21 protein-coding genes are annotated in these 17,571 nt (G+C 37.7%); 16 read left to right on the top strand and 5 right to left on the bottom strand.

Going from position 1 to position 17,571, the window contains the following annotated elements:
- Positions 1 to 26: 26 nt before the first annotated feature.
- The 11 genes from tusD (at position 27) to GQR45_RS13135 (ending at position 7,632) form a co-directional block, all read left to right on the top strand.
- Positions 27 to 380, top strand: a complete 354-nt coding sequence (gene tusD / locus GQR45_RS13185) for a sulfurtransferase complex subunit TusD (RefSeq protein ID WP_007580212.1) — start codon at positions 27 to 29, stop codon at positions 378 to 380.
- Entirely contained in the window at positions 377 to 733 is a 357-nt protein-coding gene (gene tusC / locus GQR45_RS13180) for a sulfurtransferase complex subunit TusC (RefSeq protein WP_007580210.1), read from the top strand. Before tusD ends, tusC begins: the two co-directional genes overlap by 4 nt.
- Positions 730 to 996: a DsrH/TusB family sulfur metabolism protein gene (locus GQR45_RS13175; protein WP_007580209.1), complete on the top strand. Its 267-nt coding sequence runs from the start codon at positions 730 to 732 to the stop codon at positions 994 to 996. The genes tusC and GQR45_RS13175 overlap by 4 nt, the downstream gene beginning before the upstream one ends.
- Positions 997 to 999: 3 nt before the next feature.
- Positions 1,000 to 1,329: a TusE/DsrC/DsvC family sulfur relay protein gene (locus tag GQR45_RS13170; protein WP_007580207.1), complete on the top strand. Its 330-nt coding sequence runs from the start codon at positions 1,000 to 1,002 to the stop codon at positions 1,327 to 1,329.
- Positions 1,329 to 2,015: a pseudouridine synthase gene (locus GQR45_RS13165; protein WP_165726180.1), complete on the top strand. Its 687-nt coding sequence runs from the start codon at positions 1,329 to 1,331 to the stop codon at positions 2,013 to 2,015. The genes GQR45_RS13170 and GQR45_RS13165 overlap by 1 nt, the downstream gene beginning before the upstream one ends.
- A complete protein-coding gene (locus tag GQR45_RS13160) occupies positions 2,008 to 2,448 on the top strand; it encodes an NUDIX hydrolase (RefSeq protein ID WP_165726179.1) in 441 nt (146 codons plus the stop codon). The genes GQR45_RS13165 and GQR45_RS13160 overlap by 8 nt, the downstream gene beginning before the upstream one ends.
- Before the next feature lie 220 nt (positions 2,449 to 2,668).
- The gene (gene mnmA / locus GQR45_RS13155; protein WP_007580201.1) at positions 2,669 to 3,769 is read left to right on the top strand and encodes a tRNA 2-thiouridine(34) synthase MnmA; all 1,101 of its coding nucleotides are present in this window, start codon (positions 2,669 to 2,671) and stop codon (positions 3,767 to 3,769) included.
- Positions 3,769 to 4,371 carry a high frequency lysogenization protein HflD gene (gene hflD, locus GQR45_RS13150; protein WP_024589171.1) on the top strand — a complete coding sequence of 201 codons (603 nt, stop codon included), beginning with the start codon at positions 3,769 to 3,771 and terminating at the stop codon, positions 4,369 to 4,371. The genes mnmA and hflD overlap by 1 nt, the downstream gene beginning before the upstream one ends.
- A 31-nt stretch (positions 4,372 to 4,402) precedes the next feature.
- Positions 4,403 to 5,773: an adenylosuccinate lyase gene (gene purB / locus GQR45_RS13145; protein ID WP_024589170.1), complete on the top strand. Its 1,371-nt coding sequence runs from the start codon at positions 4,403 to 4,405 to the stop codon at positions 5,771 to 5,773.
- Positions 5,774 to 5,861: 88 nt separating this feature from the next.
- The gene (locus GQR45_RS13140) at positions 5,862 to 7,019 is read left to right on the top strand and encodes a cupin domain-containing protein (protein ID WP_165726178.1); all 1,158 of its coding nucleotides are present in this window, start codon (positions 5,862 to 5,864) and stop codon (positions 7,017 to 7,019) included.
- 154 nt (positions 7,020 to 7,173) lie between these two features.
- Entirely contained in the window at positions 7,174 to 7,632 is a 459-nt protein-coding gene (locus tag GQR45_RS13135) for a GNAT family N-acetyltransferase (protein WP_165726177.1), read from the top strand.
- Between the two features lie 64 nt (positions 7,633 to 7,696).
- Here GQR45_RS13135 and GQR45_RS13130 read toward each other — a convergent pair whose 3' ends face one another.
- From GQR45_RS13130 to GQR45_RS13120, 3 genes are all read right to left on the bottom strand, one after another.
- The gene (locus GQR45_RS13130) at positions 7,697 to 8,143 is read right to left on the bottom strand and encodes a DUF4826 family protein (RefSeq protein ID WP_007580192.1); all 447 of its coding nucleotides are present in this window, start codon (positions 8,141 to 8,143) and stop codon (positions 7,697 to 7,699) included.
- Positions 8,144 to 8,260: 117 nt separating this feature from the next.
- Entirely contained in the window at positions 8,261 to 9,664 is a 1,404-nt protein-coding gene (locus GQR45_RS13125) for a M28 family metallopeptidase (protein ID WP_165726176.1), read from the bottom strand.
- Positions 9,665 to 9,782: 118 nt separating this feature from the next.
- A complete protein-coding gene (locus GQR45_RS13120; protein WP_165726175.1) occupies positions 9,783 to 10,175 on the bottom strand; it encodes a hypothetical protein in 393 nt (130 codons plus the stop codon).
- A gap of 149 nt (positions 10,176 to 10,324) precedes the next feature.
- Here GQR45_RS13120 and GQR45_RS13115 point away from each other — a divergent pair, with 149 nt between their 5' ends.
- Complete coding sequence (locus tag GQR45_RS13115) at positions 10,325 to 11,122, top strand: hypothetical protein (RefSeq protein ID WP_165726174.1); 798 nt, start codon at positions 10,325 to 10,327, stop codon at positions 11,120 to 11,122.
- A gap of 6 nt (positions 11,123 to 11,128) precedes the next feature.
- Here the strand turns inward: GQR45_RS13115 and GQR45_RS13110 are convergent, their stop codons facing one another.
- Positions 11,129 to 11,533 carry a GFA family protein gene (locus tag GQR45_RS13110; RefSeq protein WP_165726173.1) on the bottom strand — a complete coding sequence of 135 codons (405 nt, stop codon included), beginning with the start codon at positions 11,531 to 11,533 and terminating at the stop codon, positions 11,129 to 11,131.
- Between the two features lie 247 nt (positions 11,534 to 11,780).
- Between GQR45_RS13110 and GQR45_RS13105 the strand changes: the two genes are divergently transcribed.
- From GQR45_RS13105 to GQR45_RS13090, 4 genes are all read left to right on the top strand, one after another.
- On the top strand, positions 11,781 to 12,617 hold the full coding sequence (locus tag GQR45_RS13105; protein WP_165726172.1) for a hypothetical protein: 837 nt from the start codon (positions 11,781 to 11,783) through the stop codon (positions 12,615 to 12,617).
- Positions 12,618 to 12,767: 150 nt separating this feature from the next.
- Positions 12,768 to 14,615 (top strand): ABC transporter ATP-binding protein, encoded by a 1,848-nt coding sequence (locus GQR45_RS13100; RefSeq protein ID WP_165726171.1) that lies wholly within the window; start codon positions 12,768 to 12,770, stop codon positions 14,613 to 14,615.
- A 382-nt stretch (positions 14,616 to 14,997) separates the two neighbouring features.
- Positions 14,998 to 15,510, top strand: coding sequence for a porin family protein (locus GQR45_RS13095; protein WP_165726170.1), 513 nt, complete (start codon positions 14,998 to 15,000; stop codon positions 15,508 to 15,510).
- A 35-nt stretch (positions 15,511 to 15,545) separates the two neighbouring features.
- Positions 15,546 to 16,820 (top strand): Ig-like domain-containing protein, encoded by a 1,275-nt coding sequence (locus GQR45_RS13090; protein WP_165726169.1) that lies wholly within the window; start codon positions 15,546 to 15,548, stop codon positions 16,818 to 16,820.
- Positions 16,821 to 16,999: 179 nt separating this feature from the next.
- Here GQR45_RS13090 and GQR45_RS13085 read toward each other — a convergent pair whose 3' ends face one another.
- Positions 17,000 to 17,419 (bottom strand): MAPEG family protein, encoded by a 420-nt coding sequence (locus GQR45_RS13085; RefSeq protein WP_165726168.1) that lies wholly within the window; start codon positions 17,417 to 17,419, stop codon positions 17,000 to 17,002.
- Positions 17,420 to 17,571 lie beyond the last annotated feature (152 nt).

The raw sequence follows: 17,571 nt of genomic DNA, 5'->3' as shown, positions 1-17,571 counted from the left end.
ATTGGGGCTTTTTTATTGGAATTGTTTTGTCACGTTTTGTTCTTTCATTACATACACCACCATCCGATCACGATACAACGCAACGCATTGTTAAGTTTGCGAATGCATGTTTAGCCCAAGGGCACACCATTGATGCTATTTTTTTATACCAGCAAGGTATTTATCATGCATCTACCCACTTTGATTTATCCTCAGACGAACTTCAAATTTCAGCACTTTGGCAGCAACTCGCCGATCAAAAACTAAATTTAATGCTGTGTGTTACCGCCGCTGAAAAACGCGGGTTAGATATTAAAAACACAGGTGTATTTGCAGTCGCAGGGCTAGCTGAATTTGCAATGCTTGCAAGCGACGCTGATAAATGGGTGCAATTTAAATGATAAACGTATTAGTAATGAGTCAGTGCAGTCCATTTGACGATTTAAATATTCGTGATGCACTTGATATGACATTGATATTTGCTGCCGTTGACCAAAATGTGAGTTGGTTGTTTAGCGGCCCCGCCGTTTTGGCTTTAAAAAAGCATCAACAACCAAACAATATTGGATTAAAAGATTTTTTTAAAAACATTAAAACACTCGAAATCTATGATGTTGAAAACATCTACGTGTGTGAAAAGTCATTGCTTGATTATGGTTTAAATAAACATGATTTACTCATAGAGGCAAAAGCACTCAACTTTAGCCAACAACAAACATTAATTAAAGCGCAGCAACATGTGGTGAATTTATGAGTACATTACATATTTTTTCTAAGCCGCTTAACTATTACTCGGCAAATCAGCTAGAGAACTTAATTTTATCAGACGATAACGTGCTACTTGTTGGTGATGCCTGCTTTGCAAAAAAACAATTTAGGCAATTTGCAGATACACTGTTAATACTTGAACAAGACGCGCAAGTACGTGCAATAAAATTAACAGATAACGATAAAGCCATTAGCTATGAAGACTTTGTGGCACTCACTTTATCAACTAATCAATCAATTACGTGGTAACTCATGCTTGAATTTAACAACCAACAAATTGAAACCGACAAACAAGGCTACTTGCTTGACCATACTTTGTGGTCAAAGGAGCTAGCACCTGTAATTGCTATCCAAGAAAACATTACCCTTAGCGTTCAACACTGGGAAGTCATTAACTTTGTTCGTGATTTTTATATTGAATATAACACCAGCCCAGCAATTCGGATGCTTGTAAAAGCAATGGCAAAAGCACTCGGTGAAGACAAAGGAAACAGCCTTTATTTATATAAATTATTCCCTAAAGGCCCTGCTAAGCAAGCAACAAAAATCGCCGGATTACCAAAACCAGCTAGGTGCATATAATGAGATCTAAATCAGGCAATAATCAAGTAACTGAATCCAAGCCAAAAAGAAGTACAGGGCGTACTTATTCACGCAATGCACTTAACAAAACGCCTTCAGGTAAAAGAGAAATAAAGCTGCAAATAGCATCTAAAGACAGAAAAATTGTGTTATTCAATAAACCATTTGATGTGCTATGCCAATTTACGGATGACGCAGACAGAAAAACTCTCGCTGAGTTCATCCCTATTAAAGAAGTTTACGCAGCAGGAAGATTAGACAGAGACAGTGAAGGTTTATTACTTTTAACAAACTGTGGGAAATTGCAAAACACCTTAACTGCACCTGATAAAAAAACGAATAAAACATACTGGGCACAAGTTGAAGGTGAACCAACAAGCGAATCAATTAATGATTTATGCAATGGCGTAGAACTTAAAGACGGGCTTACACTCCCCGCGAACGTAAAAATAATTGATGAACCTACAATTTGGACTCGTAATCCGCCTGTACGCGAGCGAAAAGCAATCCCTACCACTTGGCTAAGTATTACAATTAATGAAGGTAAAAACAGACAAGTTCGCCGAATGACCGCGCATATTGGCCACCCTACACTTCGCCTTATTCGCTACAGTATTGGCAACTATACGTTAGATGATATTAATTGTGGTGAATACAAAGTAATTAAGGGTGTAGTTGATGCATAAACCGCATGTAACAGTTGCGGCAATAGTAAAAAAGCAAAATGAGTTTTTACTTGTAAAAGAGTGCGATAAATTTACAAAGCAAATTTGTTACAATCAACCAGCGGGTCATTTAGAGCAAAACGAAACTCTTGCACAAGCCGCAAGCAGAGAACTACTTGAAGAAACAGGCTTAGCGCTTGAGCCAGTCGGCTTTTTAGGTGTGTATAATTTGCATGCCGAAAATGGAGTGCACTATTTGCGATTCTGCTTCTTATTTGAAGCGCCTGATAATATAAAAGCGCCAACGCCAATAGATACCGACATTATCAGCGCTAACTGGTATACATTAGAGCAAATAAAATCACTACCGCTTAGAAGCCCTTTAGTCCTTAAATGTATTGAAGATAGCTTAAACAAGATACCTTTGAGTTTAGATACAATTTACAACGATTAATTTAAGCACCCATAGGTGCTTCAAAGTATCGTTTTTAATTAAATAAACAGATAAATTATTTTATACAATACTTCGTAAGTCTAGTTTGCTATTTGTTATATAAATAAAATACTGACTAATTCCCCTCTTTGCGCCCTTAGTCTCTTTAAGCACAAACAAAATACATGCTATAATCGCGGCCTTTCCAAGTTAACAGCAATCTGTATAAGCGAAATTATTCATGAGCGAAAATAGTCACATTAAAGTCATTGTTGGCATGTCCGGCGGTGTTGATTCTTCTGTATCTGCATATTTATTACAACAACAGGGCTACCAAGTAGAAGGCCTGTTTATGAAGAACTGGGAAGAAGACGACAATGATGAATACTGTGCTGCTGCTGATGACTTAAAAGATGCACAAGCAGTGTGTGATAAGTTAGGCATTGAGCTTCACACAGTAAACTTTGCAGCAGAATACTGGGACAACGTATTTGAGTACTTTTTAGCTGAGTACAAAGCAGGTCGTACACCTAACCCAGATATAATGTGTAACAAAGAAATTAAATTTAAAGCCTTTTTAGAATTTGCTGCTCAAGCACTCGGTGCTGACTTTATTGCAACGGGTCACTATGTTCGCCGTGAGCTTCGCGATGACAAATACGTAATGTGTCGCGGACTTGATAACAATAAAGATCAAAGCTACTTCTTATATACTCTAAGCCATGAACATATTGGGCAAACGTTATTCCCTGTAGGCGATATCGAAAAACCAGAAGTACGCCGCATAGCAGAAGAACAAGACCTAATCACTCATGATAAAAAAGACAGTACAGGTATCTGCTTTATCGGTGAGCGTAAATTTAAAGACTTTTTACAAAAGTTCTTACCAGCGCAACCTGGCGTTATCGAAGACACTGACGGTAACAACGTAGGCGAGCACGAAGGCTTAATGTACCACACACTTGGACAACGCAAAGGCTTGTTAATTGGTGGTATGAAGGAAGGTTCTGGCGAACCATGGTACGTAGTTGATAAAGATTTAGAACGTAACGTACTTATTGTGGGCCAAGGTAAAGATCACCCTCGCCTATACAGCAACGGTCTTAACGCAAACCAACTTCACTGGGTAGACCGTATTGGCCCTAAAGGCACAACTCGCTGCACAGTAAAAACGCGTTACCGCCAAGAAGACTTAAGCTGTACCCTACTTGTAGGTGAAGACGGCATGGCCCGCGTATTGTTCGACGAGCCACAAAAAGCAGTGACGCCTGGTCAATCTGCCGTATTTTACGCAGAAGATATCTGTTTAGGTGGCGGTATTATTGATTCGGTGATTAAGTAATGAATGAACACCAAGTCATGGCGCTTGCCGCCATGTGCCAGGCTGCTAAACAAGTCCAAAAAATTGCCCAATATGGCAACAATAACGAACATGATTTAGAAATATTACTTTCAAGTATTATTCAAACATCTCCGGCATCGCCAGAAGATGTTTACCAAGGTACTGACAACTTACGTGATGGTTACAAAACATTAATGGCGCAGCTAACCGCAGGCGCTCAAAAAGATGTTGAAATTGTAAAGTACGTAGGTGGTTTAATGCAGCTTGAGCGAGCACTAAGTGCAAACGACAAAAGCTTAAACGAATTAGGTAAACGAATTGATGATATTCATCGTCGTTTAGACCACTTTGCTATTACCGATGAGAGCGTTGTTGCCGGTTTAGCAGATATATACTCGTCGGTGCTGAGCCCCCTTGGGCACCGAATACAGGTTTATGGCAAACCCGAGTTATTAAAACAGCAGCTCACTCAAAATAAAATCCGTGCGTTATTATTAGCCGGCATTAGAAGTGCAGTATTATGGCGACAAATGGGCGGTAAACGCCGTCACTTTTTCTTTGCAAAAAGAAAAATACTCGCCATTGCTAAAACAAAAATTTAACTATCGTTCAAACTAAAATTTAGGAGTTATTATGGAGCTTTCAGCGTTAACGGCTATCTCTCCAGTGGATGGTCGCTACGGCAGCAAAACCACTGAACTACGCAGTATTTTCAGCGAATTTGGCTTAATCAAATACCGCGTAATTGTTGAAGTGCGTTGGTTGCAAGCGTTAGCTGCAGCAAGCGATATTAAAGAAGTACCTGCATTTAGCGAAGAAGCTAATGCACTTCTAAACGCCATTGTAGATAACTTCAGTGAAGCTGATGCACAACGCGTTAAAGATATAGAACGCACTACAAATCACGATGTTAAAGCGGTTGAATACCTACTAAAAGAAAAAGTAGCCGATAACAGTGAGCTTCATGCAATAAACGAATTTATTCACTTTGCTTGTACTTCAGAAGATATTAACAATCTATCTCATGGTTTAATGCTAAGCGAAGCGCGTAAAAATGTTTTACTTCCTTATTGCGATGAACTTTTAAGCGCAATTAAAGCTAAAGCAATTGAATACAAAACAATCCCAATGATGACTCGTACGCACGGACAACCTGCTACACCATCAACTATGGGTAAAGAGTTTGCTAACGTATATATGCGTTTAAAGCGTCAACGTGGGCAAATTGCACAAGTAGAGATGCTAGGTAAAGTTAACGGTGCTGTAGGTAACTACAACGCACACCTTAGCGCATACCCTGATTACGACTGGCATACACATGCAGATAAATTTGTATCAAGTTTAGGCTTAACACTAAACCCATTTACTACACAAATTGAACCGCATGACTATATTGCAGAGTTGTTTGACGCAATTGCACGTTTTAACACTATATTGTTAGATTTTGACCGTGACATGTGGGGTTACATTGCCCTTAATCACTTTAAGCAAAAAACAATTGCTGGCGAAATTGGCTCATCAACAATGCCACATAAAGTTAACCCAATTGATTTTGAAAACTCAGAAGGTAACTTAGGTTTAGCAAACGCTATTTTTGCTCATCTTGCACAAAAATTACCCGTTTCTCGCTGGCAGCGTGACCTTACTGATTCAACCGTATTACGTAACCTAGGTGTAGGTATGGGTTATGCAATTATTGCATACCAATCAACACTTAAAGGTGTAAGTAAGCTTGAAGTAAACGAGCAACGTTTAGCTGACGAGCTTGATCAAAACTGGGAATTACTAGCCGAGCCGATTCAAACAGTTATGCGTAAATATGGTATTGAAAAGCCATACGAAAAACTTAAAGATTTAACACGTGGTAAACGTGTAAACAAAGAAATAATGGCTGACTTCATCGATGGTTTAGACCTTCCTGAGCACGCTAAAGTAGAAATGAAAAAACTAACACCTGCTAATTACATTGGTCGTGCTGTTGAGTTTATTGATGATTTAGTTTAAAAACTAAATTACTCTTTTAAAAAGCGAAAGGATCATCCTTTCGCTTTTTTTGTTTTAACCCCATTGCACTAACTAGTAGGCATAATGTATGTATCAATTAAAAATAAATAATTTGTCTGAGCAAGAGTTTTTAAGCCATTTTTGGCAAAAAAAGCCGCTTTTAATCAAACAAGGTTTTGCTAATTTTCAAGACCCGCTTGATGCTAATGAACTTGCCGGCCTAGCAATGGAAGAAAGCATAGAGTCACGTATTATCACCAATCATAAAAATGACTGGCAAACGTACCAAGGTCCATTTGAAGACTTTGAGCAGTTAACCGACGATCACTCTACTTTACTCGTGCAAGCAGTTGATCACTGGCATAGCGATGCTGCACAACTGCTAGAACCATTTAGGTTTATTCCCAACTGGCGCATAGATGATTTAATGATCAGCTATTCAACGCCTAATGGTGGTGTTGGTCCACATTTAGACCAATACGACGTATTTATTATTCAAGGCGAAGGTAAACGTCATTGGCGTGTAGGCCTCTCTGATCCAACACTTAAACAGTTTGCTCAAAACAAAAAGTTACTGCAAGTTGAACCTTTTGAAGCCGTAATTGATTGCATATTAGAACCAGGCGATATTTTGTATATTCCACCAGGGTGCCCTCACGAAGGTTACGCTGTAGAAAATGCACTAAATTATTCAGTTGGTTTTAGGGCGCCAAATCAACAAGATTTACTCTCAAGCTTTGCCGATCATATTATTGATACCGAAAGCGGACAAAAACGTTATACCGATCACAACATCACGCTCAGAAAATCAAAAGGTGAACTTACAAACCTTGAAGTTGATAAAGTTAAAACATTGATGGCGGCACTTTTAGAAAATGACGATTTATTTAAACAATGGTTAGGCTCAACGCTTAGTCAGCCCAAACATGAAATGGATTTAGCACCAGTAGAACCTCCATTTACACCTGAGCAAATAAGCGATGATTTAAGTGATGAAGAAGCTGTGTTTGAGCGTTTAGGTGGCACGCGTGCTATTTATCAGCAACTCGATACCGAAGTGTTATTAAGTGTAAACGGTGAAAATTACGCTATGCCATTAACTGACTTAGCGGCGGTAAAACTACTTACCGATAATATTGAATTTGAAAGTTCAGCATTAAATTTAACAAACCCAAGTTTAGTTTTTACTCAAACCTTTACTACACTTGTTAATGAGGGGATCTGGTTTAATATAGACCAAGAGTAATAATACCAATTTTATTAATAATGATGAGCATTTTGCAGCGTAAAGTATTGTGTATACAGGTTAGTTAAAAATTTTAATTTTCACCTGATATTGGCTTAAATAATTTTGCTGTGATTGCTTACTCATTTTAATTGGGTATCAATAGGAGTTTGCAATGGGCTATCTGGTTGATAAGGTTGAATGGGATATAAAAAAAGATATGCTACAAAAAATTCGAGAACGAGTTTTTGTTTACGAGTTACATATCCCCAAGCACATCGAATTTGACGGCCTAGATAAAATTGCATTACATGTACTTGTTACAGACGATGCAAACTGCCCTATTGCAACAGGTCGGCTGTGTACAGATGGCTTAATCGGCAGAATAGCGGTATTACCCGAGCATCGAAACCGCAAAGTATATAAATCACTTCTTAACTTTATTGTTGAATTAGCGTCAAAACAAGGTATAGAAGAAGTAAGCATTAATTGTATTTTAAATGAGGTAGAGCGTTTTAAGCGAAATGGCTTTATTCAGCAAGGAAATGTTTTTATGGAGGCGGGAATTCCTAGACAGCGTATGCAATGCTCTGTTTTGGCGTTTAATACAACCCCCTTCACACTTGTACATTAATTAAAATATAAAGGGCAATAAATAAGCTATCACCCTCTACTTTTTTACTTAACCCAAACTGTAGCTACTTTGGTTCATTTGCCCACAGCGGTTCATTATCATACATTTCGTACAAGCCATGTGCTCTATTTATAAGTAAGTTAGCAAAATCTACCTGTGTTTTATCACGCGCGCCTGTACTCATAATTTGATCCGCTTTTAATTGCCACTGCAAAGAAAAATAGCGCATTGCATCGCGAGCATCTGTAGCTGCACTAACTTCAGCATGATCTGTAGGTAAGCGCCCTGTTACTACCCAATATGTTTTACCGTTTTGGGCTTTAAATTTCCACATTGCACAAAGTGGTGCTAAAAATCGGCTGTCTTTATCAACTACTGATTTTGGCATAATGCCCTTTTCGGCTAAATGCTTTTGCGCTGCTTGAAAACATTCGCGTTGCCACTGCATTCTTTGCTCATCAGTTATAACTTGCTCTTTTGCTGTTAACGGCTTTTTTTCTTGTTGTTGCATTTTTAATAACCTTTTACTTCTTTTTTTACACTCTAAGGGCTTAGTAAATAAGGTGCAAGCATAAAACTCCCATTTGCACCTTAAAGCTCTCTGTTTGCTGTGTTTTTAGACAAACTATTATTTTATATTGTGATCAAACGAACCTACATCACCCGGAAAAACTACTGGTGACTCAACACCGTCTTTACTAACAGAGGCTACACCAAAGTAATAATTATCAATTACCACATTTTCAAGCGTATATTTTGAAACATTACCCACGTATTTACTAAACTGCCATTGCGGCTCGCTCGTATAACGCCAATAAATTTTATAGCCAGCAATATTTTCATCACTGCTTTCTTGCCATGAAAACGACGTATCAGCTGTAACAGCGCCCTTTATTTTAACTTCTTTTGGCGGTGCGGGTGCCCACGCCATAGACGCCATCGTTACCGCATTAAGTGAGGTTAGCTTAGCGGTATAATCAAAATCAACGCCATCAATTGTATCGCCATAATCAACACCATTTTCAGTGCGTAAATCTTGATGCTGACGATCGTAGTGCTCGTTAGTTTCCATAATACGTACTGCTGCAAAACCTGCGTCATTAAATGGACGATGATGCCCACCACGGCCAAATCTATCTAATCGATATACAAGCATTGTATCTAAATTAGGAATGTATCTGTCAGCAATAGTATCTATGTAGCGAGCTAAATTACGACTCGCAGAATCGACTTCACCACCTGTAAAGCGCCGAGTATTAGCTTGCTCTTTTGTTTCTACAACACGGGTACCTTCTGAAAATATACGTGCAGTCGTGTTATCAGTTACCCCATTAATACCGGTAATATTGCCAATCATATCGTTGTTTAAAACACCATGAACTTGCCAGTTATGCTTTTGTGCATAAGCCGTTAATATTTTACCGCCAAACAAACCTTGCTCTTCGCCCGAAAGCGCCGCGTAAACTACCGAACCATTAAATTTGTATTTACTTAAAACACGAGCTGCTTCTATTACTCCTGCCACGCCCGATGCATTATCATTTGCCCCCGGTGAATCACTCGTAAAGTCCATAACATCACTTACACGTGAATCTATATCACCCGACATCATCACTATGTGATTAGGCTCGCTCGACCCACGTTGAATAGCCACTATGTTAACCACTTCAACAGGATTAGGAATGCGTTTTTCGCCCGATATAGTGTCCTTTACTTCAATAATTTCCAGACAACCACCACACTGCACAGATATTTTTTCAAATTCTTTTTTTATCCAACGCCTAGCCGCACCAATACCTCGCGTATCCGATTTAGTCTCTGAAAGCGTATGGCGAGTACCAAAATCCACCAGCGTTTGAATGTCACTACCTATACGGGTAGCCGACACTTCACTTGCTATATCGTGTAACTTTTGTTGGTCGGTATATTGTAATTGCGTTTCACCATGTGCTGATAATGCAAGTGTGCAAGCGCCTGCAATTGCAGTAAATTTGAGTAAAGTTGTTGTGACTTTCAAAGGTGTTTTAAGCATCTATTAGCTCCTAATTATTATAGTGTAACCATTACTTAACTAAGATTTTATGGCAATACATTTGAGGTAGATGTAGAAAGGAGCACGCTAAAGCGCAGTTATAGTAATAGTTAGAGAGTTAATTGAGTCGTACAATCAACATAATACCGGTCATAGGAATTAACCCAAACATCCACAGCTTTATTCCTAAAATATATTTTTTAAAGCTCCCTTTATTTGTACAAGATCTAACTCTACTTCTATAACCGTTAAAATCACCCAAAATTAAAAACACAATTCCAATTACGATTGCGTAAAATAAAGCACCAATAAGTAAAGGGTTTTGCTTAAAAGTACTGATTATTTTATCTAAGTAGCGAATGTCAAACGTCATAGCTAAAAGAAAACTATATACAGTAGATATCATGGCTAACAATGCTGCAGCATTTATGGCCGTATTTTTATTTCTTGAGTCTAATTTTTTCATCCACTGAGCACACACAAAATGAACAGCGCAAATAAATGTTCTCATTTTCAATCCTTGAATAACGTCTAACGAATTAATAGCTAATACAATATTATATTTAGAGGTTAAATTACAAACCTTGTTACACAATAATCTATTTAAAAATGTGTTTTTCGTGGCACACTGTCATTGTGTATATATTAATAGTTTAAGTTATGCGTCAGCTAAAAGAAGATACAATTAAAAGTAACCTTATTGAGTCGCAGCAAAGTGCATACGGCCCCGTATGCGTGTATCAAAATAAAGAATACCGTTGGTTAACGCTTGCACAAAAAGCCAATGAAGACATTACAATTCAGGGCGTTATGAACCTTATACACCCTGAGCAAGTAATCGTACCGGTAAACCAGTGTATGATGTTATTTTTACTTAAACCGGTAGATACACTAAATATATTAAATCTAGGTTTAGGCACTGCAGGGTTTGAGCGAATTATGTATCACTTGCAAAGTAGTACGCCTTACATAAACACCATCAATACATTTAACACGGTAGAAATAAACCCACACATTGCCTTAATTGCTGCCCAGCACTTTAAGTTACCAATTAAGCACAGCACCTATTTACAATGCGCCGAACAATATATTACCCAATGCACTGATCACTTTAACGTAATTACTATCGATATTTTTAGTGGTGAATATCACCAGCCTTTTTTAACCAGCGATAGCTTTTGGCAAAATATAAATAGCTGCAGTGAGCAAAATACGCAAGTAATCATTAATTTAAACCCACAAACTGGCCAAGAGCTGCAAATGCTTTTAGTACTTTTAAGGCAACATTTTAAGTGCTTAGCGATAATAGAGTTTAACGAATACAAAAATATAGTGATCATACTAAGCCAGCAAACATTAATGCACATAAACGTTGATGAAATACAAAACTCACCTGTGTTTATAAATTTTGCACCAAACCTTTATAAAAGTATTAACAGCATTTACCACATTGAATAAAACGCGTTACCGTCCAGGTTCATGTTTTTCATAGCACGGTAAGCTTGTTTCTAACTTCTCCCAGTTAGCTTTAGACGTAACAAAATTATGCGATAAAACCTGCTCAGTAATATCGCTATCAAATATTCCTAAACGAATTCGTATTCTGCTTTTGTCATCATTATTGCTACTATAAACTGGCGAGCCACACCACTTACAAAAGTAACGAGTGCGCCCTGGTTTAAAACTAAATTCACTAAGTAGTGCTTTTCCTTTGGTTATTGTGAAGTCATCTGTATTTACAAAGCCATTGGTTGCAAATGCAGTCCCGCTGTTTTTTCTGCACAGTGAACAATGACAATGGATAATGCTGGTTATACTGCCCGACACTTCAACCCTTACTTCACGGCACAAACACGAACCCGTATACATATAACATCCTAACTATTAAATTATTTTAAACTCAGCTGAAATTTGCTGAGTTGATTTAATGAATAAGTTTACTGGTTAATTTTCTGAATGGAATAATAATTTTTATATCTTCGCAGTTCCCACGCCATTACGTATTGCTTTAATGATTGACATAAAAACATTAAATTGGTTACATAACTCTCAATAAAAACTATAGCCAAAATTTAAATTGGTTAACCAAATATCAATAATATTACGAGAGCCAATTATGTCTTCCAAACACATTTTAATTCTATGTTTGTTTAGCACGCTATCAGCATGTTCAACCATTCAAAAAAGTACATCGAGCGATTGGCTACTTATTGATAACTTTGAAAATTCACTTAGCAAGTGGCAAAGTGTCGATACCCAAAATGAAACTAAACCACAGGTTAAAAACCCACAAATAACAGTTATACAACCAGAACAAGCATCTGCATCAACAAATCATTATTTACTAAAAAAGCCTGCAGCTGAGGGGATTGTAGGAAATCGTAAAGCGCTTTCTTATACAAAACTTCCACAAGCGGTTGAAGTTGGTGACACCTACACATTTTATATGCGTATAAACGTGGCTGCTTTTCCTAATAACCATGCTTTTGGATTAAGCAACCTTACGCCAGAGCTAATTAATAAACATGCGTACGATGCGTTTGAGCCAACACTTCGCGTAACCGATAAAACAGAATCAAACGGGCTTGTAAACGATGGCGCTTTAATGGTTAAAACCGACAGCGGATATAGCAACATTCAAAACTACACTACCAAACAGTCAGCTAAACCTCTGCAAACAAATACCTGGTACGACGTATGGTATGTTGTTAATAACGCAGCAGCCTCAGAGCAAGGTCAGCAATATGATGTTTACGTAAAAGGTGGTGAATTTAGCAAGCAAACACTGGTGTATAAAAATGCACAATTTAGAATGAAGCGCGAACAACCTCTTATATATTTTTTAGCAAACTGTAATACAGGCCCAATTAAAAAGCCTTACGGAAATGGTGGCCTCAGATATGACGATTTATACATGAGCAAAGGTACAAACCTAAATAACCCAATGCTATAAAAGTAAGTGAAGTGTTTTTAGGTGTTCTTTTATACATAAGTTTATATTAATAACGCTCTAGCATATTCACAATTAATACCTTACAAACCTGCATTTAAAAATACTTAAATGGTATAATAGCCATCATTATTTGCCATTTAAGTTTTTAAAATGTATCGATTATTTGAAAAAATGACAAAAGCATTTCCTGAGGACCAACCCACTCAGCCGCCTTCGACTTTATTTGCTTTTTGCCGTCACTACACCAAAGGAATGGAACTGTCGTTAGTGCTAATGTCAATCAGCGCCGCCATGCTCGCTATTTTAGAGGTTTCTTTATTTAGCTATATGGGGCAGCTTGTTGATTGGTTAACGGCCTACACTCCCGAAACCTTGTTTGTAGAGCAAAAATCAGAACTTATCAAAATGGCTGTCATGCTCTTACTGGTATTGCCCGTAGTCGTATTTTTTCATTCTGCTATTTTGCACCAAGCATTGCTGGGCAATTACCCTATGTCGATTCGCTGGTTAGCGCATCGTTATTTACTGCGCCAAAGTGTGAGCTTTTATCAAAATGAGTTTGCAGGAAGAATAGCCACCAAAGTATTACAAACCTCTTTAGCCGTTCGCGAAACAGTGACCAAACTACTCGATGTATTAATGTACATAGTGGTTTATTTTGGCTCAATGGTATTTTTAGTTGCCGAAGCTGATTGGCGCTTAATGATCCCTTTACTGGTTTGGTTAGTTTTATACATTTGCGTACAGCTTTATTTTGTACCGCGCCTTAAAAAAATTGCCAGCTCACAAGCCGATGCGCGCTCAGAAATGACTGGTCGAATTGTTGATAGCTACACAAATATTTCTACTATTAAATTGTTTTCGTATACCCAACGTGAAGAGCAATACGCAAAACAAAGCATGGATGTATTTTTACAGCCTGTGTACAAACAAATGCGCTTGGTAACCAGCCTAAACTTTGTTATTCAAAGCTTAAATTATTTATTAGTCTTTTCGGTTACCGCAGTGTCTCTTTATTTATGGTCACTGAGTGCGATTAGCGCAGGTGCTATTGCAGTAGCAGTTAGCTTAGCGCTTAGATTAAACGGTATGGCGCAGTGGATCATGTGGGAAATAAGCAGCTTGTTCGAAAACATTGGCACAGTAGCCGATGGTATGAAAACACTGTCTAACCCTATTGAAGTTGCCGATAAACCAAATGCCGATACGCTTAACGTAAGCCAAGGTGCTATTGAGTTTAACAACGTACACTTTAACTACGGCAAAGCTGCAAACGAGACTAATCGAAGCCCTGTAATGAACGGTTTAAACTTAAACATTAAACCTGGCGAAAAAATTGGTTTAGTCGGCCGCTCTGGTGCAGGTAAATCAACGCTTGTTAACTTATTACTGCGTTTTTACGATACCGACTCAGGAACAATAAAAATTGATGGGCAAAACATCACAGATGTAAGCCAAGAAAGCCTACGCCGCTATATAGCGATGGTTACGCAAGACACTTCCCTGCTTCATCGCTCAGTAAAAGATAATATTTTGTACGGTCGCCCCGATGCAACGCAAGCTGAGATGATTAACGCCACCAAACAAGCTAAAGCACTTGAGTTTATAAACGACTTGGTAGATAGCAAAGGCAACAAAGGCTTTGATGCTCAAGTGGGCGAACGCGGTGTTACTCTTTCGGGCGGTCAGCGCCAACGTATTGCTATTGCACGTGTGCTACTTAAAAATGCCCCCATACTTATACTCGACGAAGCCACCAGCGCACTCGACTCTGAAGTAGAGGCCGCAATTCAGGCAAGTCTTGATGATTTAATGACAGGCAAAACAGTAATCGCGATAGCGCACAGATTATCAACCATTGCACAAATGGATAGATTAATTGTACTTGATGATGGCGGCGTAGTTGAGCAAGGCACTCATGAAGAACTAATCGCTAAAGGTGGAATTTACGCAGCTCTATGGACACACCAAACAGGTGGGTTTATAGGAATAGATTAATCGTATAGACCAAAACAGTTATAGCCACTATGTATTATAAAGTTTGGTTTTATCACTGCGCGACTATTTCACTCATCTTTTAGCTGTTGTCTCGTAATGCCTCAACGGCTAATTGAACCAAAAAATAAAAACGAAGATGCCCTACACGCTCTTCGTTTTTTAGTTACTAAAAACGTTTTTTTAAGAATTATAAAGAATCAAAACAGCTCTCGAATGCTTTTCATCCAAGTTTATAAGCAAAGGTGCGTAACTTATTAAAGCTTTAATAAAGGTGGTTTTTTAATACCTTATTTAGGCTCAAACATTGACCTTTCCTTGATTAAGTTTAGCCAATTATATACCATCATCGTCTTATAAAAATTTACGGATAGTTAACCTCTTTATGGAAAAAATACTTCCTCTACTTTTTCTTTGCGCATCTTTTCAGTCTTTTGCTGACACCGCTTATATTGGTGTAGATTATGTTTTACCTGAAATCACAATTAATAACGAAGATACAGAACCTAAAGCAGCAGCACTGCGTTTAGGCGTAAGTAATAACAATATGGCTTTTGAAGCCCAATATTTAACCTCTTTAAGTACTGATAATATTTATAATATTGAGTTCGATATAGAAAAAAGTGTTGCCTTGTTTTTTGTTATGCAATCAGATGTTGTTAATGGCTTTGGCTTAGACGTTTCTTTAGGATATGCACAGACAGACATTGCAGTTGCCGGACCAGAAGAAACAATTAACGGCGATTTTCAATATAAAGGTTTTGCTTGGGGGCTTGCCATACATCAAGATATTCCTTACATAGACAACACACAAATTAGACTTGGTTATCAATCTTTATACAACAAAGATGATATTGAAATTACAGCAATTTCTCTTGGTTTTACATACCAGTTTTAGTCGTCCGTATATTATAAAAAGGCATTCTCCCTAAAATGGCAAAACTACACACTCTTCCTAAATTATCAGTTATCGCGGTCCTTTTAACAGGCATCGTTGGTTGTGGCTCTGATAGCGAATCAGCTGACTTAGTAAAAGCAGTCACACTGGAAAAACTTCGTACTGAAGGCACTATTATAGAATCAGTCACTATTGAGAACGATCAAACTCGTTTAAGAGCCGGTGAAAAACATCAACTTAGCGCAACAGGTCTTGATAGTAACGGCGAAACGCGAAATGTTACTAATGAACTAACTTGGACCTCAAGTAATACCGACATAGCAACCGTGAGTAACAGTGGTTTAGTAACTGCAGTAGCTAATTCTTCGGCTAATCAAGGTGTAATTACAATTACAGGCACAACCATTAATGATATTTCTGGTGATGGCGAAATGTCTATAAACGATGAAGCTGTAACAAGTATACAACTAAAGCAAGCGTCGCCTGAAACAGGCAATATTAATACCTGTATTGATGCAAGCATTAATGGCGATGTTACCTATGCAGACGGCTATACCTCGTTAAATACAGTTAAAGATATGAGTTTCGTATTAGATGACACAACCACAGCAACGATTGATTCAGATGGGACTTTGTATACTTCATCAGCCGAAATCGAAACCACATCGGTTACTGCAAGAATTGGGGATATTACGAGCCAATTAATAGTTACTGCTGATCCCGTTAATTTAGAAAACATTGATGTTTTAGTTAATGATGTTGCAACAGATCTAATTATATTAAACGTCGGGTCGCGTTTACAAGTTAACGCACAAGGGAACTTAGTAAACGAAAAATCCGCTTTTGATATCGACTCTACAATAAGTTGGTCGGTTCCAAATACAAATAACGTCGGTATTACTACTGAAGATAGTGAAAATGTTACTTTGTTTGCTCTAAAGCCTGGTGTTACTCAATTAATTGGTACTTGTGGTGGCAAACAGCAGGTAGTAGCTGTAGAAGTGACTGGTAGTGCAACTCTCGATAGCATTCAAATTAATGATGGCGAAAGCCCGCTCACTTTAGTGCCGTTGCAAACAATAGATTTAACACTTACAGCTAACTACTCTACTTCTCCTTCTAGCTTAAATGTTACCGAATTTGCTGATTGGAGCCTTAATGGTAGTGATATAGTGAGTGCTGAAATAATTGACCCTGGTACTAATCAGGCACTTTATAGAATAGCCAGTAAATCAAGCGCTAATGGTACTGCTATTGTGTCAGTAACTTACGACGGATTGATCAATAATACACAAATTAATATTGAATAAGTTAGGCATCTAATTTTATAGTCACTAATTTACAAAATTAATTAGCTATTACAACATAAAGTAAACAGCTAAAAAAAGCGAAGAAGCAATTAAGCCCTTCGCTTTTTTGTTATTTCAATATCACTTATTATCCCAACTCAAGAACTAACAAATTAGTTAATGAAAAAGTGATATATAATCTAAGAAATTAACCTTATTCCTATCATTATCAGCATAACCACATTAGCAAGCACACCAATTAAAAAGAAGTAACTACGTGGACTTGGGTTTTTCTCCGTTGCTATAGTGTAGTACAGCGCCATGTGAATTAAACGCGCAATTAAGTACACCCAAATACACATAGCAAAAACCGGGCTTTGATAATTAATTACAAACGCAAATAACACCGTACCTATAAATAATGCGCTGTTTTCAAGCGTATTATGAAACGTACGATGCGCTCTAAATATAAAGCTATCGTGCGATAAATCCTCGTCAATTTTACCTGGTACAGCATTTGGCTCTTTAGCTTTGCTAAACGTAGCCACAGCCCACTGTACAAGCAACATAATTAAATAGAGGTAAAATGCCAAATAGGCCGAAAGTGCAACTTCAGTCATTACTAAATCCTTTATTTTGTTTTTTAACTTAGTTTAGAATGCAATTTTAAAGCCTAAGTTAATACACTGATATTTAAAGGGTTAATTTAATAAGCCTAATTACATATGTAAGTAACTCACGGCGTTGTATAAAATTTACTTGTTATGATTTT

This window comes from Pseudoalteromonas sp. SA25 (assembly GCF_011378705.1).
In the GTDB taxonomy this organism is placed as follows: Bacteria; Pseudomonadota; Gammaproteobacteria; order Enterobacterales; family Alteromonadaceae; genus Pseudoalteromonas; species Pseudoalteromonas arctica.
Note: the sequence above shows the minus strand (reverse complement) of the source record. Positions and strands in the feature narration are given on the sequence as shown.

What these genes read in the sequence shown, in the direction of transcription:
- hflD (WP_024589171.1), top strand. Translation starts at nt 3,769, where the DNA reads ATGAATGAACACCAAGTCATGGCGCTTGCCGCCATGTGCCAGGCTGCT.
- GQR45_RS13125 (WP_165726176.1), bottom strand. Translation starts at nt 9,664, where the DNA reads ATGCTTAAAACACCTTTGAAAGTCACAACAACTTTACTCAAATTTACT.
- GQR45_RS13105 (WP_165726172.1), top strand. Translation starts at nt 11,781, where the DNA reads ATGTCTTCCAAACACATTTTAATTCTATGTTTGTTTAGCACGCTATCA.
- GQR45_RS13120 (WP_165726175.1), bottom strand. Translation starts at nt 10,175, where the DNA reads ATGAGAACATTTATTTGCGCTGTTCATTTTGTGTGTGCTCAGTGGATG.
- GQR45_RS13175 (WP_007580209.1), top strand. Translation starts at nt 730, where the DNA reads ATGAGTACATTACATATTTTTTCTAAGCCGCTTAACTATTACTCGGCA.
- GQR45_RS13165 (WP_165726180.1), top strand. Translation starts at nt 1,329, where the DNA reads ATGAGATCTAAATCAGGCAATAATCAAGTAACTGAATCCAAGCCAAAA.
- GQR45_RS13090 (WP_165726169.1), top strand. Translation starts at nt 15,546, where the DNA reads ATGGCAAAACTACACACTCTTCCTAAATTATCAGTTATCGCGGTCCTT.
- purB (WP_024589170.1), top strand. Translation starts at nt 4,403, where the DNA reads ATGGAGCTTTCAGCGTTAACGGCTATCTCTCCAGTGGATGGTCGCTAC.
- GQR45_RS13170 (WP_007580207.1), top strand. Translation starts at nt 1,000, where the DNA reads ATGCTTGAATTTAACAACCAACAAATTGAAACCGACAAACAAGGCTAC.
- GQR45_RS13095 (WP_165726170.1), top strand. Translation starts at nt 14,998, where the DNA reads ATGGAAAAAATACTTCCTCTACTTTTTCTTTGCGCATCTTTTCAGTCT.
- GQR45_RS13085 (WP_165726168.1), bottom strand. Translation starts at nt 17,419, where the DNA reads ATGACTGAAGTTGCACTTTCGGCCTATTTGGCATTTTACCTCTATTTA.
- GQR45_RS13140 (WP_165726178.1), top strand. Translation starts at nt 5,862, where the DNA reads ATGTATCAATTAAAAATAAATAATTTGTCTGAGCAAGAGTTTTTAAGC.
- mnmA (WP_007580201.1), top strand. Translation starts at nt 2,669, where the DNA reads ATGAGCGAAAATAGTCACATTAAAGTCATTGTTGGCATGTCCGGCGGT.
- GQR45_RS13115 (WP_165726174.1), top strand. Translation starts at nt 10,325, where the DNA reads ATGCGTCAGCTAAAAGAAGATACAATTAAAAGTAACCTTATTGAGTCG.
- GQR45_RS13130 (WP_007580192.1), bottom strand. Translation starts at nt 8,143, where the DNA reads ATGCAACAACAAGAAAAAAAGCCGTTAACAGCAAAAGAGCAAGTTATA.
- GQR45_RS13110 (WP_165726173.1), bottom strand. Translation starts at nt 11,533, where the DNA reads ATGTATACGGGTTCGTGTTTGTGCCGTGAAGTAAGGGTTGAAGTGTCG.
- tusC (WP_007580210.1), top strand. Translation starts at nt 377, where the DNA reads ATGATAAACGTATTAGTAATGAGTCAGTGCAGTCCATTTGACGATTTA.
- GQR45_RS13160 (WP_165726179.1), top strand. Translation starts at nt 2,008, where the DNA reads ATGCATAAACCGCATGTAACAGTTGCGGCAATAGTAAAAAAGCAAAAT.
- GQR45_RS13135 (WP_165726177.1), top strand. Translation starts at nt 7,174, where the DNA reads ATGGGCTATCTGGTTGATAAGGTTGAATGGGATATAAAAAAAGATATG.
- GQR45_RS13100 (WP_165726171.1), top strand. Translation starts at nt 12,768, where the DNA reads ATGTATCGATTATTTGAAAAAATGACAAAAGCATTTCCTGAGGACCAA.